This window comes from Paenibacillus sp. MBLB1832 (assembly GCF_032271945.1).
In the GTDB taxonomy this organism is placed as follows: Bacteria; Bacillota; Bacilli; order Paenibacillales; family NBRC-103111; genus Paenibacillus_E; species Paenibacillus_E roseopurpureus.
The window spans coordinates 2,872,744-2,888,413 of the sequence record NZ_CP130319.1 but is presented as its reverse complement, the minus strand read 5'-3'; the positions used below and the strand labels follow the sequence as shown (position 1 = coordinate 2,888,413).

Genomic DNA, 15,670 nt, shown 5'->3' with positions numbered 1-15,670 from the left:
AACCTCCTCGAATTACCATTATGGAATTTGTGAGGAGAATCTTGATTACTGTTAGAACAACCGCTTGGCAACAACAAAACGTTTCTTCCAGGAATCATCGAACGCTTCGAAATGCACACCAAGCTCTTTCGAATAAGTATGAAGAAGCTGGCCGTTTCCCGCATACATGGCAACATGACCAATGTCTAGGCCACGAGCACGAAAGAACAGTAAATCGCCTTTACGGAGCTCGTTTATGCTTACTTCTTTTCCTTTCAGCGCTTGATCGTAGGAGGAACGTGGCAATTCGATCGAGAATACTTCGTTAAATACATATTTTACGAAAGAAGAGCAATCGAATGTGTACGTTTGTCCAACTGCGGCGCCGAACTCATAGGGGATTCCAAGAAATTTGGAACCAAAGGCGATCAATGCATCTGCTTGCTTCTCGGCCTCTGTTGAGCTCTTGAAATCAGAATACATCGGATCGGCAGAAATAAAACCAATGATTCCATCTTTGGTCTGCACCTCCAGCCAATTCGCATTGATGTCACGGATGACATGAATTTTATCGCTTTTCGGCAACATTTGAAGGATATGGGTAGTGGTATTCTTGTCAGGTGCATCACGTAAGTTCACGCCATATTGAATTGTAGTTTCAAAGGTATGTACGGATGATATTGTAATCGAACGGGAATATTCATGCCATTTCACGAGATTTCCAAGTGTTTCGCTTATCAATCGCAGGGGAACCATGGTAGACCCATCGATAATCTTTCCTGGGAGGGGGAGCTCCAACACTTCTTGATTTTTATGAGCAACATTTTCGCCAATTCGGTAAGTAAATACAGTGTCATCTTTCATCGCGGTAACCGTTCGCGTACTCTCCTCCCAAGTTACTGTAGCGCCTTCAGCCTCGAAGAGGGCACGCATAGGTACGAGGCTATAGCCGTTTTCGATCACAGGAGGTGACTGAAAGTTCAACTCATGGCCGTCCAAATAAACAGAAGGAGATGGCGTTGACTCGGCATGCAACGGAGAGGTATAGAGCAAAGCAGTAAATGTCATCGCCAGTGTGACACTAGTCAGAGCAAGCTTTGTTTTCTTCATGTTGTATTCCTCCTAACTGCCCATATATTTCGATGAAACTTCTGTTATTTAGTCCGTAAAAAATGAGGAGAGATGTTAATGAGTACTTTGATTCTCGATTTTAAGGAAATGAAAAAAAACCAACTTGGGCTCGTTGGGGGAAAAGGATTAAATGTAGGGGAATTATCGGTGGATCAGCAGAAAGATTCGACAAATCATTACGGAAGCAGAGATCCCTTCCGATGTTGTGAAAGCAGTTGCTTACTATCTCTTCCAATTTAGCGAGGAACATGCTTACAACTTCACTAAATGGTACGCACAAACAAACTGGATTATCAGATGGCTTGCCAGCAGTTGTTGGAGTGGAAAATGCTACGAGGCTGATCAAAGACGGGCAACACATTCGCGTGAATGGAACTGAGGGGTACATTGAGATCATATAAACCAGTATTGGATCCGAGCCCATTATTGGCAGCTCGGATCCTTGGCATAAACCTTTATTTTTTAACCACTGGCACCCAAAATTCACCGTAGAAAGTGCCATCACCGTTATCTTTGCGATACGTCGCGTTTGGACCGCCAATGTACGCATAATCCGTAATTTGAGCCAAGACTTCGCCAAAAGCGCGGTAAGTCAGCTGGTCAAACAAGGTTTCCTTGTCGCCATTTCCTGCAACCACGATGTACTCGCTCTCTGGAAACTCGATGATGCGTGTTGCGTCAGCCACTGATTTGCCAGCTTCTACCGCGAAATAATTCCACGGTTTACCTAGATAAACTTCGTTGACTGACCATTCACGATCATCTTTTGCAGCTTTTTTGAGCTTGTCAAAGCGCCCGTCATCCTTGAGTCTGCGCCAAAACTCGGTTTTTTCTTTTTGCATAGCCGGCATGTCTTGGAAATTCGACTGGATTGAGAAACCATAAGCGGTCAATGTGAATGATTTTTTGTGTTCAAGTGTATAGACTGTCATAGGAGTACTCCTTTTAACTGGATTAAACTTCAACTTTATTACACGAAGCCACATTTCACCGTAGAATTGACCGTTTTCAGCTTCTTTGACGAACGTTGAGTTACCAGGACCAACATATTTGTATTCTGTGACTGCTTGCAGCATGCCGCCGAAAACTTTACCTGTAATTTCGTCAGCAAGGCGGTCTTTGTCAGCACCTGTGCCTGGCACAACGAGATAGTCGCCAGCGAGGAAATCGAGGACGACCGCGCCTTCCACGTCGAACTCACCCATCACGCCGAAACCGCGCCAAGCTTTGCCGTCTAAAATGTAGTTGATTTGATATGCTTGGCCGTCAGCTAGTGCGAGAAGTTCAGCAAGCTTGCCGTTTTCCGTTATCTCGGCTTTTTTTGCTGCAGTTTTTGCTGCATTACCTGCCCAGTCGTTGAAATCTTCAAATGCAACACCGAAAGCAGTCATTTTGTAGTTTTCCGAGATTGTTTTGATTGCGTAATTAGTCATTTTATTATCTCCTCTGCAGAATTATTATTTACAAGATTGATTCTATTTGTTGAATGTATCAAAAAGTGATACTTTTTATCGAGTCCGCGTCAGCTCAGACATTTTTCTTTTGCTACTTTTTTGATACAATAAAATTATGAAAAAAACAGAACGAGTAAACTTGATCATGCGCTATATCAATAACCGCGCCCATTTTACAATCGCCGAGATTCAGAGGGAGTTCAAGATTTCCCGCGCGACCGCGATCCGAGACATTAACGAGATTCAGGCGATGGGTTTTCCGCTGACGACCGAGCTTGGACGCGGTGGCGGCTACAATGTCCTGCAAAATCAGTATCTGCCCGCCGCCCGCTTTACGCCAGAAGAGCTGAAGGCGATTTTTATCAGCTTTATCGCTTCAAAAAATTCACAGCTGCCTTATCTGCAAAATCGCCGCTCAATCACAGAAAAGCTCATCGGCATCGCTTCGCAAACCCAGCAGGACGAGCTGATTGAGCTGAATAATATTTTACTTTTTGAAAATACGAATCCTGCCAATCCGAATCTTTTGGAGCTCGATGACGCGGCACCAGCGGAGCTGAACCAGTTGATTTCACTTGCTGTGCGAGATAAGCATTTGCGCGTGACTTATGAGCAGAGTCTTGGCTGGCCACAGTTGCTGGACGTTTTTTTACTTCATATTTTTAACTCAAACGCTCGGTGGTTAGTAGAGGTGTATGATTTTGATGCGGATGAGTTTCGTTATTTACCTGTTGAGATGCTGCGAGATTCTGCAATATCTGAGCTTGAGATGAAGTTGTCTGAGCAAGAGATTTTAAACAAAAAACGCCTCGTTGCACGTGAGGCCAATCTTGTTGTGAAACTAGATACGACTGGGATTCAGCGATTTAAGCGAATGCACCCGCCAGGGATTAGATTGTCATTTACTGGTATGTTTCAGTCTAGCGGGATTTTCAATGTTCAGCTGGATGTAACCGATGTTGAAGCGCTGGCTTATTATGCGGATTGGCTTTTGTTTTTAGGAAAAGGGGTCGAGTTTGGTCGGATTCCTGATGAGTTGCGCATGATTTTGGAAGAACGTTTAGCCAATTTAAAATTTTCTTAAGTTTTATCTGAGAGACAAGAAAGCGAAGGAAAAGAAATAAATGTGGTATCTGTTAATGTACATAAAGAATAACACCCTCAATGAGATTTTATGTCAATTGGTAATTACAGTTTGAGTATGAAAATGGGGAGTTAAAATTGGAAAAGTAATAATGATGCTTATTTCAGTCAGCGACTAAAAACCCTTACCGAAAATGGTCACGTTACACGGCAATGGGAAGGGGATAACCGGTATAACCGATTTTATCAAATCACTTTTACAGGCGAGGAAACCGATTATATTCACTGATTGGTTATGAGAAAAATATTGAAGTATAGTAATACAAGCATTATTGATGGCTCAATGACCACCGCCTTAGGATTAAGCTGCTGGAAGGCAGGGTGCTGCTAAGCGTACGTTTTCAAATTTTCTAGTTTCCTTTCGTGCAAAAGATTGTAAGACTACATCTTCTTGGACAAGATAATGCCCAAATTGTCGTGTATTTTAAACTAGAGAAATAATATTTATAGGAATATTTTGGAATATATAGGATATAGTGGAGGGAATTTATGATGGATCTGTTCTTACTCATTGGACAATCAAATATGGCAGGTAGAGGCGCTTTAACAAAAAAGGATCTATCGGAAGCAAGTGATGAACGTATTCAAGTATTAAATCAAAATGGAGAGTGGCAGGCCGCGCAGGAGCCAATTCACTTTGATAAACCTGAACTTGTGGGTGTAGGTCCTGGCTTACCATTTGCAAAAGAAGTTCTACAGACAACTAATATATCTTCAATTGGATTAATTCCATGCGCCGTTGGCGGTACCAAAATTGAAAGGTGGGTTTCCACTGGAGACCTCTATTTGTCAGCTATAGATCGTTGTCGTTTGGCAATGAAGGAAGGGCAACTTCGAGGGATTTTGTGGGCACAGGGAGAGAGTGATTCTACCAATCTAGCAGATGCTGAGTCGTACGGAATGCGCTTTTATAGTTTACTTGCAGACATACGTAAAGAATTAATGGTACCGAGCGTTCCATTTATTGCATCGGAACTTGGGACATTCATTGAACAAGACAAATATCCCTACACTGGTCACATTAATTCCGCTTTAAAATCGGCTCGCTATGATTTTCCTTGCTATGAGTTTGTTTCTTCAGATGGTCTACAACACGGAGGAGACTGTTTACATTATGATGCACCTTCTGCACGAAGCTTAGGAAGACGAATGGCGGAAGCTTGGCTACGTATCAAGGAAAAGCAGTAATAAAAATAGTTAGTATGTCCATTTATTCGTAGGCTTCCTACTTCCGAATCGAAAATTCCTGGATATTAAACACAATGTAATTTAGTACAATGACTATTCTGATGAAGTTAATGTACGTTACGTAAAAGAGAAGTGGGAGGGTTGACCGCCATGAGCACATATGGAGATCCAAAGGTGCAACCATACACCATTACCATTCCATCCTTTTTTATATCTGATGGTTTAGGTAGAGAGTCTTTTGCCCCTTGGAATATCCATAATATTCTTCATCTACAACTTCATACCATTAAAATGTAATCTCCTGAAAAGTATTGATGGTCAAAAACTGAGAAAACGAGAGTATTTAAGAGCAAAGCGTTACTCCATAGAGGGAGTAGGCGTGGTGTTATCAGCATAAAAGGGAAAACTATACAAAACTATTGTCCAATGACACAAAAGTGCCTACATTGTATTCTTGCGACACAATTTCTTAGAGTTTTCGGGTGAGGCTGGAATTACAAAGGCATTGTTTGCTGTAAGACCAGACGACATTGAACTTGCGAGGTGAGACCAATATTCTCAGCTAATGATCAGCAAATTAACTATTTAATTCCATGCAAAGGTTGTAGTAAAGTTGACTGGGACTTTATTGATTTAAAAGATCGAGACAAAGCTGAAATAGGACCACTGGCAGGATAATTTGTAATTAAAATAGAAAGTTATTAGGATTTAAATTACAATTAGATTCTTCATTATGCTAACTGGGTTATCGAAGAACATGAGGTCATTAAAAATCAATATTTAGAATCAGTCAACTCTTGTAAGATGGAACTGTTCGAAGCAAAGATGGTTTATTCCAAATTTACATGTTCTTTTGGAGCCAATATTAAGGGGTAGATTAAATAGAGTCTGCTGAACTTTTTATTTACAATCATGAATCGACAAATACTGGGGACAAGAATCAAATAGAGGGAATTCTTTCGTTGAATCACACAAAAGCACCGCTGCCAACTGTTTTCAAAGTTGAAGCGATGCTTTGCTTTAGGTATCTCTAATATCTATTCCCTTATGATGGTTGCAATTTGTTTCCCATTGTGGATAAAATGATATAATTTCTGCATATTGTCTCCAGAGAGGAGTATGTTACACTTATAATTTGAAAGCGTTTACCAATTCATTCAAAGCAAATGGGAGGTGCCGGATGAACCGGGATTTACTGACCGTCTTAGTCGTAGATGATGAAGTCCCCCTGCGGCAGGAGCTGCGTTTGTTTCCTTGGGAGGCAAATGGCTTGGAGCTAGTGGGAGAAGCGGAGAATGGTGAAGAAGCGCTGATTTTCTGCCGTAATTTTTCCCCCGATATCGTATTGACCGATATTACCATGCCAGTCATGGACGGTTTAACGATGTTCAGCAAGTTGAAAGAGGAATTTCCCCTTACTCAGGTGATTCTGCTTACGTGTCATTCGGATTTCGCATATGCGCGCAAAGCGCTGCAGCTTGGGGCGACAGGTTATCTGGTGAAGGTCACTATGCAAGAGCAGGAATTAGCTGAGGCGCTGAATAAGGCCAGAGAGGCTCATGATCGGGCAAGATCGATTCACAGGAAAGAATCGGAAGATCGGCGCTGGCAGCTATCGAAGGAATGGGTTAATCTCACCAATGGCTCAGCTGTCAGTGAGAAGGAGATTAGCGAGTTCTTTCTAAGTCGGTTTAAATTGCTCATGCCCCTGTGGCTTACGGCTATCCATGTAGAGTCTCGCAAGGCCTACAGGCCTTTTGTGCATCGCGAGGTGGAGGAGATGCTAACCAGGCTGGAATGGCCGAAGCACCCTTTTCACTGGCTGCCTGCGGAGGATGGCGTGTATGTGCTGCTCTTCTCCCAAGAGTCGATGACTTCCATCAGTCTGAGAAGCCAGCTTGAGACGATCACAAGTACGTTATGCGATATGGTGGAGCGCCAGCTCCCTTATTTAAGCGGTGCGGTGAATATATACGCCGTAGTCGGTGAGCCGGTCCGCAAGCCCGAAGAACTAAGGGAGATGTACGAATTCGTCACGGAAGAGCAGACGCTTCGATTTTATGATCAGGCGGTGAAGGTGTTCATTGGAGGGAAAGCTTCAGCGGCGCCCCTCTCTTCGGCAGCTGCATCACAGATGGCAGAGAAGTTGCGGCAGACGAAAGGGGACCGCGTTAAGCTGGTGGAATGTCTGCGCAACGAGCTAACGCGTTGGGCTAGCAAGCACCGGCTTCCTGCAGAGGTACTGAAAAATTTGGTGCTCGAGTGGCGGCAGCTGTGGGTGGACGTTTCGGCCGAAGGGGGGATCGAGAAGCGCGTGGAGACGGCCAACGCCATGATGGAAGTACGCAGCTTAAGTGAGCTAATCGCCATTGCGGTCCATGAGATTGAGAGCGGGTATGGCCCAAAAGCTAAGCAGCGCAAGGAAATTACGGCAGCTCAGGCCTATATCGAGGTGCATCTGGATAAGCCGATCACGCTCACTCAGGTAGCGGAGCATGTCGAGCTAAGCTCCACTTATTTTAGCAGGTTATTCCGGGAAGAGACGGGGATCTCCTACAACGACTATGTCACGCGCAAACGAATGGAACGGGCCGTTCATCTGCTGCAGACAACTACGATGCGTGTCTATGAAGTCGCCATTGCCGTTGGTATACCCAGCTACCGCTATTTCACGACTACCTTTCGGGAGCATGCCGGGGCGTCGCCAACGGAATTCAAGAGGGGGTAAGTGCCATGGTGCTTTGGATCAGAAGCTGGAGTATGGCCACCAAGCAATTCTTACTGTTATTTCTCGTCACCTTCACATTGTTCGCCTTCCTGGCCGCCAATAATTACAACCGCGCCGCCAGTTTATTCAAGCATCAGATTGTAGATGACGCGCAGCAGCTGATTGCTAGAACGAATCAATTTCTAGACACATATCTCGATAATGGACAGAATATCCTTCTTCTTCTCTCAGCCAATATCGAATTGCTGAAATCAACGGACAACAAAAGTGTCGAAGATTTCCTTCGCTCGGTGGCGGATAATAACAGCAATACAGTTAAGAACGTCTATATTATGCGTACGGATGCAACTATCTTCAGCAATTCCCAAGTATTCTACGAGGTGTTAGGCAATCCAATGCTGCCAAAGCTTTATGAAATGGCGCAGGTGAATGCCTATTCGATTGTCAGCCAGCCCTATAACTCACCGCAATCTGGTTACACGGTAGCCATTGCCCGGCCTGTGTTCGATAAGCAAGGGCAGCGGCTTGGAGTCGCAGTCGTTGAGCTGAATTTGGATAAGCTGAGGAGCAAGCTGACTGAGCTGTCCCAGCACGAGCAAACCTTTGTACTGATATCCGATAGGAACGAGCTAGTGAGCTATGACAGGCAGACAGAGCTGCTTCCGAGCAAGAAGAATGCTTACCTTACCGAGCTTCCGGATGATTTCGTTAAGCACTTGGCCGAGCTTCCAGTCGGCTCTCAGGAGCTGGATGGACCGCAGGGAAGGATGGCTGTGCTGAAATCAGGTCAGAACCGGCTAGGCTGGTCGCTCATTTTCTTCATTAAGGAAAGCTACTTTTATCAGAATATCTCCACACTATATAACGACTATCAGACAGGCGCCATGATCATGCTGGCCGCTCTGCTGTTGACGGCATACGCGATGTCCCGCCTTATGACACACCCGATCCGCATGCTGGCTATTCGTATGGACCGCGTCCGTGATATGGAGGTCGTATCCAGCATTACGGTTCGCCGCGATGATGAGATAGGCCGCTTGACGCGAAGCTACAATGCGATGATGGAACGGATTCGAGTTCTGCTTCTGGAAACCAAGGAGATGGAGGCCCGGAAGAAAGAGCTGGAGCTGAAGGTGCTGCAGAGCCAGATTGCCCCGCATTTTCTATATAATACGCTTGCTTGTATCGGCAGTTTGGCCAGGCAGCATCGGACCGATGAAGTGAAGGAAACGATTCGAGCGCTGGTCGGGGTATTGAAATTTAGCTTTGATAAGACATCGGAGTTCGTCAGTGTAGATGAGGAGATGGAGGGACTTCTGCAATATTTGCAAATTCAAAAGACACGCTATGGCGATAAGTTCACCTTCGAATACCAAGTAGAAACTGCTGTAGGAACCTGCTCCATTCTAAAGCTGACGCTGCAGCCTATTGTCGAGAATGCGATCTTTCACGGCATAGCGCCAAGCCGCCGGCATGGGGCAATCAGTCTGCGGGGCGAAGTACGACGTGGATTACTGCGTTTCGTGATTCGAGATAACGGTGTAGGGATCGAGCCTGATCGGCTTCAGGGGGTCATCCAAACAGGCGGAGCTGCCCTTCAGAAGGAGCGGTTTACGGGTATTGGGCTGAACAATGTTCATGAGCGGCTTCGGCTCCACTTCGGAGAACGCTATGGCATAAAAATTCGCAGCATCAAGAATGTCGGAACGATCGTGGTCATTGAGCTCCCTGCCATTCCGTATGCTGGGAAGCGAACGACCGATGTGATTGATATACATGCTTAGGGGCGTGCCGTGTGGCACGCCTTTCGATTTGCTGCTGTACCTCCTATTTTCGTAACATTACTGCATATTCATGAAGATTGCTTGATTGATATACTAGGATCATCGAAATGAAAACGCAAACAAAAATGTCCGAAGCCGGCATACGAGGTGAATCCATGGAGCAGCAAATAGCTATACATAAACACACAGAGGCGGCAATAAGGCGTCCCCAAAAACGGGTTAAAGGCATGAAGCGGCTATGGCAATACAAGGCCATGTACGCCATGCTGCTGCCAGGGGTAATCTTCTATTTAATTTTTCGATACGTTCCTATGTACGGCATTATCATTGCATTCAAAGACTTCTCTATTGTCGATGGTATCCTGGGCAGTCCATGGGCTCAGCCTTGGGATAAGCATTTCCTGACCTTCTTTCACTCGCCTTATTTCGTCCAGCTGCTGACCAATACGTTCCTTATCAGTCTGTATAAGCTGGCATTCGGTGCATTGCCGCCGATCCTGTTCGCACTGCTGCTTAATGAGTGCCGGGTGGGCTGGTTTAAATCGCTGATCCAAACTCTGACGTATATGCCGCATTTTCTTTCGTGGGTCATTATTTATGGGATTCTGCTGGCGCTGCTATCCCAGAGTTCCGGCCTGTTCAACCAATGGGTCGTCCATCTTGGCCTTAGAGCGATCCCTTTCCTGACCTCAACGGATTATTTCCGCACCATCCTCGTAAGTTCTGAAGTATGGCAGAACTTGGGCTGGGGTGCCATTATCTATCTCGCGGCGATTGCCGGCATTGATCCGACGCTGTATGAAGCAGCGCGTGTCGACGGAGCGGGAAGGCTTAGGATGATCTGGCACATTACACTGCCCGGAATACGAAGCGTAATCGTGATGCTGCTGATTCTGCGGCTCGGCCATATTATGGACGCAGGCTTCGAACAAATCTACATCATGTATAACATTCAAGTATATCCCGTTGCGGACATTATCGACACCTGGGTGTTCCGTACTGGACTGCAGCAGTTGAACTTCAGCTTGGCGGCAGCAGTCGGATTGTTCAAGGCTGTTATTGGCTTAACGCTCGTGCTGGTGGCGAACCGGATTGCGAAGATTTGGGGGGATGGTATATGGTAAACAGCTGGGAAGATCGCTTTTTTAATACGGTTACGTTCATCATTCTACTCTTGTGCGGAGCGGCCGTCGTGTTTCCGCTGCTGTATGTCGTATCCGTATCAATTACCCCGATTAGCGAGGTGCTGAAGAACGGCGGCTTCATTCTGATACCGAGGCATATTACTTTGGCTGCTTATCATAAGCTACTGACGGATTCTGGTATACCAAGAGCACTTGGCGTCACCGCCTACATTACGATCGTTGGAACGGTTCTGAACATTATCGTGACCGCGCTGATGGCGTATCCGCTCAGTCGGCGGAAGCTGCCGGGACGTAGTATTATCTTGATGATGGTAGTATTTACCCTACTTTTCAACGGTGGAATCATTCCAACCTATCTCGTGGTCAAGTCCGTAGGGCTGCTCAACTCACTTTGGTCGTTGATCTTGCCCAACCTCGTATGGAGCTTTAATATCCTAATCGTCAAAAGCTTCTTCGAGCAGCTGCCCGAAGAGCTTTTCGAATCGGCAAGAATGGACGGAGCCAAGGAATTTCGGGTGCTGTGGCAGATTGCGCTGCCCTTGTCCGTACCGGTAATACTGACCGTGTCACTCTTCTATGCGGTCGGACATTGGAACGAATTTTTTCAAGCGATTATGTATGTGACGGATCGTTCATTCTTCCCATTACAGGTGATTGTGCGGGAGATTCTGATACAAACTCAGCAACCGCTGGAAAATGCCGAGAATTTGACACCTACTGAAACGCTGCAGATGGCCTCCGTAGTTATGGCGAGCCTACCTATTATCCTAGTGTATCCGTTCATGCAAAAGCATTTCACCAAGGGCATGCTGCTCGGTTCTATCAAAGGTTGAAATCGGTTTGGAGGAACGTTGACCTGCAGGGACGTTCGTCTGTAATCGCTTCAATAAAGTAGCTCCACTCATTCGTACCATTCAAAGAAAGAAGGGGAATATCTATGAAACGTCAACTGACGGCACGGAATTCAATAACGGCTCTACTGCTTGCAGGCACACTCCTCGCGGGCTGCAGCAGCGGCCACACAGGAGGGGCCGGCGGCAAGACAGTGACCGAAAGCGCACCGGCATCAACAGCAGCGCTAAGCAAACCGGTTAAGCTGGACATTATAGAGAACGCTAGCGGATTGCCGACACCAGATAAGGATTTCATTAAGCAAGAGCTGGATAAGGCGCTGAACACAGATATCAATCTGACCGCCTATGCGGCTGGAGACGATTATAAGAATCAACTTAACGTCCGTGTCGCTTCAGGCAATTTCCCTGATCTGTTCGGGGTAGACAAATCACAATTGAAGCAGTTCGCACAGCAGGGCCTGCTGTTGGACCTGACGCCTTATCTGGATAAAGAGCTGAAGTCGGTCAAGGATTTCATCGGGGCTGACAGTTTAAAGAAGGGCACGGTAGACGGCAAAATCTATGCAATCGCAAAAGCACCGCAAATCCCCTACAACACGTATTGGATTCGTAAAGACTGGCTCGATAAGCTAAATCTCAAGGCTCCAACCACCTTTGATGAATTGCTGAACGTATCCAAGGCTTTCACGGAGCAGGATCCGGATGGCAACGGGAAGAAGGATACGTACGGCCTAACCGGGGGCAAGCTACAGGCGTTCGCTCCGGTCTTCGGCGGCTACGGCGTAGGCAACCCTTATATTAGTGGCGGTGCGGGGGAGTTCTACGTCAAAGATGGCAAAATCGTAAATTCTTTGTATGACAGCGGTATGAAGGATGCACTTGCCTTTATCAATAAATTTATCGCCAGTGGTTCAGCTGACCCTGAGCTTATGGCTAACAATGGGCTTCAGCATCAGGAGAAGGCCATTAAAGGACAGGCGGGCATCGTCTGGTTGGATTGGCCAAACGTAACCAAAGAACAATTTGCTGACCAGATTAAGAAGGTCAACCCGAATGCGGAATGGCTTCAGATGGCGGCACCGAAAGGTCCTGTTGCTCAGAACGATGGCTCATGGGATATTGGTACCGCACCGGGGTTGTTCGTGATTCCGAAATCAGTGGAGAAGGACAAAGCTAAGCTGCAGAAGGTATTCGATCTGTTGAATTATGTATCCACCAAAGACGGATCCCTGCTTGTGCAGTTCGGCGTAAAGAGCAAACACTTTAATCTGGAAGGGGATAAAGTTATCCCTACGGATCTGATGGGCAAGGAAGCCGGTTATACGTGGCTGTATCAATTTACGGGGCGGCCGGAACAAGCTTACTTGTCAGTGAAATTCGCCCCTCAAGTGAAGTACATCGACTTTGCCAACAAACAGCCCCGAATTCAAGTGCTGAATGGGTTCCTGACTTATCCGGACGGTTATAATGCGGCAGATGCGAGCCGCTTCGTGGAGGAAGAAATAACAAAGTTTGTGTATGGCAAGCGGCCATTATCCGAGTATGACGGCTTCCTGAAATCGCTGGAGACGACAATGAATTACAAGACCTACATGGATTCGGCGATCAAGCAGCTGCAGACACTCGGTTATAGTAAATAAAATCAGCCAATTATTAATGACATTATGATATGTGTCTATAAAGGAGTGAGCCAACTTGGGAGTGGAACTTGCGATTCCGTCTTTGATGCAGCAATTTGAACAAGATGGGTACTTGATTCTGAGAGGCGTTCTCTCAGAAGATAAAGTGGCCGAGGTGAACGCGGCCGTAGACCGAATTCTGAAGGAGGAGCCCGAAGCGCTTTCCTACAATATCTATAATAGCGTGGAGCGGGATCCGGCAATTCTGTCACTGATCGATCATCCGGCGCTACTGCCGCTGATAGTGAATCTATTGGGATTCAACATCCAGCTGCATATTTCTCATCTCACGGTACGCAAGCCGAATCCGGACAACCGCAAGACAGAGACGAGCAGCTTCATTAATTGGCACCAGGATGGCCCCCACCCGGGATTTCCTTCTATTCAAGGGCTGACGTCAACGTATTATATCAAAATCGGCTATATTCTGAGCGATATGTCAGAGGAGAATCGCGGGAATACGAAAGTGATTCCGAGGAGCCATCTCATTCCGAACTATGTTCCGATACAGACCAACGTCGATGTTCCGTTAGAGAACGAGGTGCAGATTTGCGGCAAGCCGGGCGATGTGTTCATCTTTGGCCAGAATCTGTGGCATTCTGGAGCTCCGAACCGTTCTTCGCACACAAGACGGCAGCTGTTCATAGGCTACAGTCCCATATGGATGCGGCCGATCGATTATCATCAAGCGAGTCCAGCCCTGCTGGAAGGCGCCGATCCGATACGCCGGCAGCTGCTTGGCGATATCAGCACCAATCGATTCAAGTATTACGTGCCGGATGAATCGATGGTGCCGCTGAAAGCGATGAAGCTCCCCGCAGCCGAAGGGACGAACCCGTACACTTGATGAGAGAGACGATTAAGGTGCTAGTACGTTGGGGTTAAGGGTAGCAAATCGAGCCCGAATTTGTGAAACCATAGTTTAAGCCTGGATGGCACGGCTAACAACCAGGGCCGCCGGAAGTTATGCTTAACACGGACGCAGTAACAAAAGCTGTCCCTACAGTAACACGCCGAGCGTGGGTTTGCGTGAAACGCATCGCTTGATTTTCATGCTCACGCAACGACAAAACCTCCCCATGTCAATGACAACGGGGAGGTTTCCTCATTTTTGACCTATAGCCAGCGTGCTAGCTCCTTACTTATGGAGCCAAATAGATCCAGCAGAGTTATCCTTGGCTTCGCAAACTAGCTTGCTTCGCGGCAGCTCCTCTTTTGTTTATTAAAGTAAAGGGGAGGATAGTTTACTCCTTTGCCGAATATTTTAAATATTGAATTATTGTGGAGGTGGAAATCGTTAAATATAAGAAAACAATAAATTACATTCAAATAATCGTATTTATTGGATTGGTCAGTGTTATTTTTGTACTCATAAATCAACAATCCCATAAAGAAAATACAAACAAAAACAAGTCAATCATTATTAACTTTGATCAAGTGGATTTGGACCGTGTAGATGAAATGATGAATAGATTTAATGAAGGTAAAGGGGATAACTTAATGATTGTTTCTCCTACAGTGGAAGGCAGTCCAATTATTCATGACGTAAATTCAAATGGTAGGGAAATACATTGGATAGTTGATAACACAAGAGACGCATGGAGTGACCAAGGCAAGACAGAATATGTCTGTAAATCGATTCGAATGAATGAAAGGGACAACGAGTTCCTTGATGTTGAATTGTCTAAATGTAATAACTTCAAGGAAGATGAGCAACTGAGACTAATATCATTTAGAAAAGAGTTGTTATAGTCTAACGGGAGATCAGTAGGTTCAAGTAGTCGATGAGACGAAGAGGGGGAAACCGAAATGAAGACGATTAAGTGCATGATGAACCACCTGTACTGGGCGGACGGACGCATCTTGGACGCGCTCGAGGAGAGTGAGACAAAGAACAAGGACCTTCTGAAGCTGGTTCGGCACGTCGCGGTCGCGGAACGAGTCTGGCTGTACCGATTGGAGGGCAAAGGGAGCGCGCAATATACGTTGTGGGAGGAAGCGGAAGACCTGACGGCGATCCGGAGGATGTTCGAAGAAAACGCCGAGCAATATCGCGTCTATATCGAAGGGCTCGAGGAATCCGAGTTGGACGAGATGATGGACTATGCGAATCAGAGCGGGGTTCCGTTCCGAACATCCGTCCGGGACATCCTGTTGCAGGTCCTCTTACATGGGCAATATCACCGGGGACAGATTAACCGGGCACTTCGGATCGAATATGCAGATCCAGTTCAAGTCGATTACATCACGTTCGCGAGGCTCTAACAGGGCATAATAATCACCATTGCTCGGAATGGGTTTGGCATTGAACTCTAACGCAGAACGATAACTGAATACGATTGCTAAACGTAGCCGTTTTTGGTTCGTTCTAACGGGTTTAGCGACAAAATTGAAACGAGGAATAACATGAAACTACGAAGATTTGTTCTTGGTATTTTGTTAATCTTCATATTTGTACTGTTTTTTGGAATCATCGTTGCAATGCTTTTTGGGCAATATTTCATCCCAACGCCACTGAGCTGAGTTCGGTTTACAAGTTGACTGACCACATTAAGACTCGGTGAAAATAACGCTAAACAAGAGAA

At 46.1% G+C, this 15,670-nt stretch carries 12 protein-coding genes and 1 pseudogene; 11 read left to right on the top strand and 2 right to left on the bottom strand.

Annotated elements, in window-relative coordinates; all coding sequences use genetic code 11:
* Positions 1-51 precede the first annotated feature (51 nt).
* Positions 52-1,089: a stalk domain-containing protein gene (locus MJB10_RS12795; protein ID WP_314805381.1), complete on the bottom strand. Its 1,038-nt coding sequence runs from the start codon at positions 1,087-1,089 to the stop codon at positions 52-54.
* A 320-nt stretch (positions 1,090-1,409) separates the two neighbouring features.
* Here MJB10_RS12795 and MJB10_RS12785 point away from each other — a divergent pair.
* Positions 1,410-1,511: pseudogene (locus tag MJB10_RS12785) on the top strand (PEP-utilizing enzyme); the annotation flags it as partial.
* Between the two features lie 54 nt (positions 1,512-1,565).
* Here the strand turns inward: MJB10_RS12785 and MJB10_RS12780 are convergent.
* Positions 1,566-2,543, bottom strand: coding sequence for an effector binding domain-containing protein (locus MJB10_RS12780; RefSeq protein WP_314805379.1), 978 nt, complete (start codon positions 2,541-2,543; stop codon positions 1,566-1,568).
* 136 nt (positions 2,544-2,679) lie between these two features.
* Here MJB10_RS12780 and MJB10_RS12775 point away from each other — a divergent pair, with 136 nt between their 5' ends.
* From MJB10_RS12775 to MJB10_RS12730, 10 genes are all read left to right on the top strand, one after another.
* Complete coding sequence (locus tag MJB10_RS12775) at positions 2,680-3,648, top strand: helix-turn-helix transcriptional regulator (RefSeq protein ID WP_314805378.1); 969 nt, start codon at positions 2,680-2,682, stop codon at positions 3,646-3,648.
* Between the two features lie 548 nt (positions 3,649-4,196).
* Positions 4,197-4,895 (top strand): sialate O-acetylesterase, encoded by a 699-nt coding sequence (locus tag MJB10_RS12770; protein WP_314805376.1) that lies wholly within the window; start codon positions 4,197-4,199, stop codon positions 4,893-4,895.
* 1,180 nt (positions 4,896-6,075) lie between these two features.
* Complete coding sequence (locus MJB10_RS12765; protein WP_314805374.1) at positions 6,076-7,623, top strand: response regulator transcription factor; 1,548 nt, start codon at positions 6,076-6,078, stop codon at positions 7,621-7,623.
* A gap of 5 nt (positions 7,624-7,628) precedes the next feature.
* Positions 7,629-9,407: a cache domain-containing sensor histidine kinase gene (locus MJB10_RS12760; protein WP_314805372.1), complete on the top strand. Its 1,779-nt coding sequence runs from the start codon at positions 7,629-7,631 to the stop codon at positions 9,405-9,407.
* A 155-nt stretch (positions 9,408-9,562) separates the two neighbouring features.
* A complete protein-coding gene (locus MJB10_RS12755; protein WP_397386631.1) occupies positions 9,563-10,531 on the top strand; it encodes an ABC transporter permease in 969 nt (322 codons plus the stop codon).
* On the top strand, positions 10,525-11,385 hold the full coding sequence (locus tag MJB10_RS12750; protein ID WP_314805370.1) for a carbohydrate ABC transporter permease: 861 nt from the start codon (positions 10,525-10,527) through the stop codon (positions 11,383-11,385). Before MJB10_RS12755 ends, MJB10_RS12750 begins: the two co-directional genes overlap by 7 nt.
* A 104-nt stretch (positions 11,386-11,489) precedes the next feature.
* Positions 11,490-13,046 (top strand): extracellular solute-binding protein, encoded by a 1,557-nt coding sequence (locus tag MJB10_RS12745; RefSeq protein WP_314805368.1) that lies wholly within the window; start codon positions 11,490-11,492, stop codon positions 13,044-13,046.
* Between the two features lie 85 nt (positions 13,047-13,131).
* Entirely contained in the window at positions 13,132-13,932 is an 801-nt protein-coding gene (locus MJB10_RS12740; RefSeq protein ID WP_314805604.1) for a phytanoyl-CoA dioxygenase family protein, read from the top strand.
* Positions 13,933-14,372: 440 nt separating this feature from the next.
* On the top strand, positions 14,373-14,837 hold the full coding sequence (locus MJB10_RS12735) for a DUF4362 domain-containing protein (RefSeq protein ID WP_314805366.1): 465 nt from the start codon (positions 14,373-14,375) through the stop codon (positions 14,835-14,837).
* A 57-nt stretch (positions 14,838-14,894) separates the two neighbouring features.
* Positions 14,895-15,350: a DinB family protein gene (locus MJB10_RS12730; RefSeq protein WP_314805364.1), complete on the top strand. Its 456-nt coding sequence runs from the start codon at positions 14,895-14,897 to the stop codon at positions 15,348-15,350.
* Positions 15,351-15,670 lie beyond the last annotated feature (320 nt).

Bases quoted from the DNA above. Each gene is read 5' to 3' on its own strand.
- MJB10_RS12795 (WP_314805381.1), bottom strand. From the start codon at position 1,089: ATGAAGAAAACAAAGCTTGCTCTGACTAGTGTCACACTGGCGATGACA.
- MJB10_RS12755 (WP_397386631.1), top strand. From the start codon at position 9,563: ATGGAGCAGCAAATAGCTATACATAAACACACAGAGGCGGCAATAAGG.
- MJB10_RS12770 (WP_314805376.1), top strand. From the start codon at position 4,197: ATGATGGATCTGTTCTTACTCATTGGACAATCAAATATGGCAGGTAGA.
- MJB10_RS12760 (WP_314805372.1), top strand. From the start codon at position 7,629: ATGGTGCTTTGGATCAGAAGCTGGAGTATGGCCACCAAGCAATTCTTA.
- MJB10_RS12765 (WP_314805374.1), top strand. From the start codon at position 6,076: ATGAACCGGGATTTACTGACCGTCTTAGTCGTAGATGATGAAGTCCCC.
- MJB10_RS12745 (WP_314805368.1), top strand. From the start codon at position 11,490: ATGAAACGTCAACTGACGGCACGGAATTCAATAACGGCTCTACTGCTT.
- MJB10_RS12780 (WP_314805379.1), bottom strand. From the start codon at position 2,543: ATGACTAATTACGCAATCAAAACAATCTCGGAAAACTACAAAATGACT.
- MJB10_RS12740 (WP_314805604.1), top strand. From the start codon at position 13,132: ATGCAGCAATTTGAACAAGATGGGTACTTGATTCTGAGAGGCGTTCTC.
- MJB10_RS12775 (WP_314805378.1), top strand. From the start codon at position 2,680: ATGAAAAAAACAGAACGAGTAAACTTGATCATGCGCTATATCAATAAC.
- MJB10_RS12750 (WP_314805370.1), top strand. From the start codon at position 10,525: ATGGTAAACAGCTGGGAAGATCGCTTTTTTAATACGGTTACGTTCATC.
- MJB10_RS12730 (WP_314805364.1), top strand. From the start codon at position 14,895: ATGAAGACGATTAAGTGCATGATGAACCACCTGTACTGGGCGGACGGA.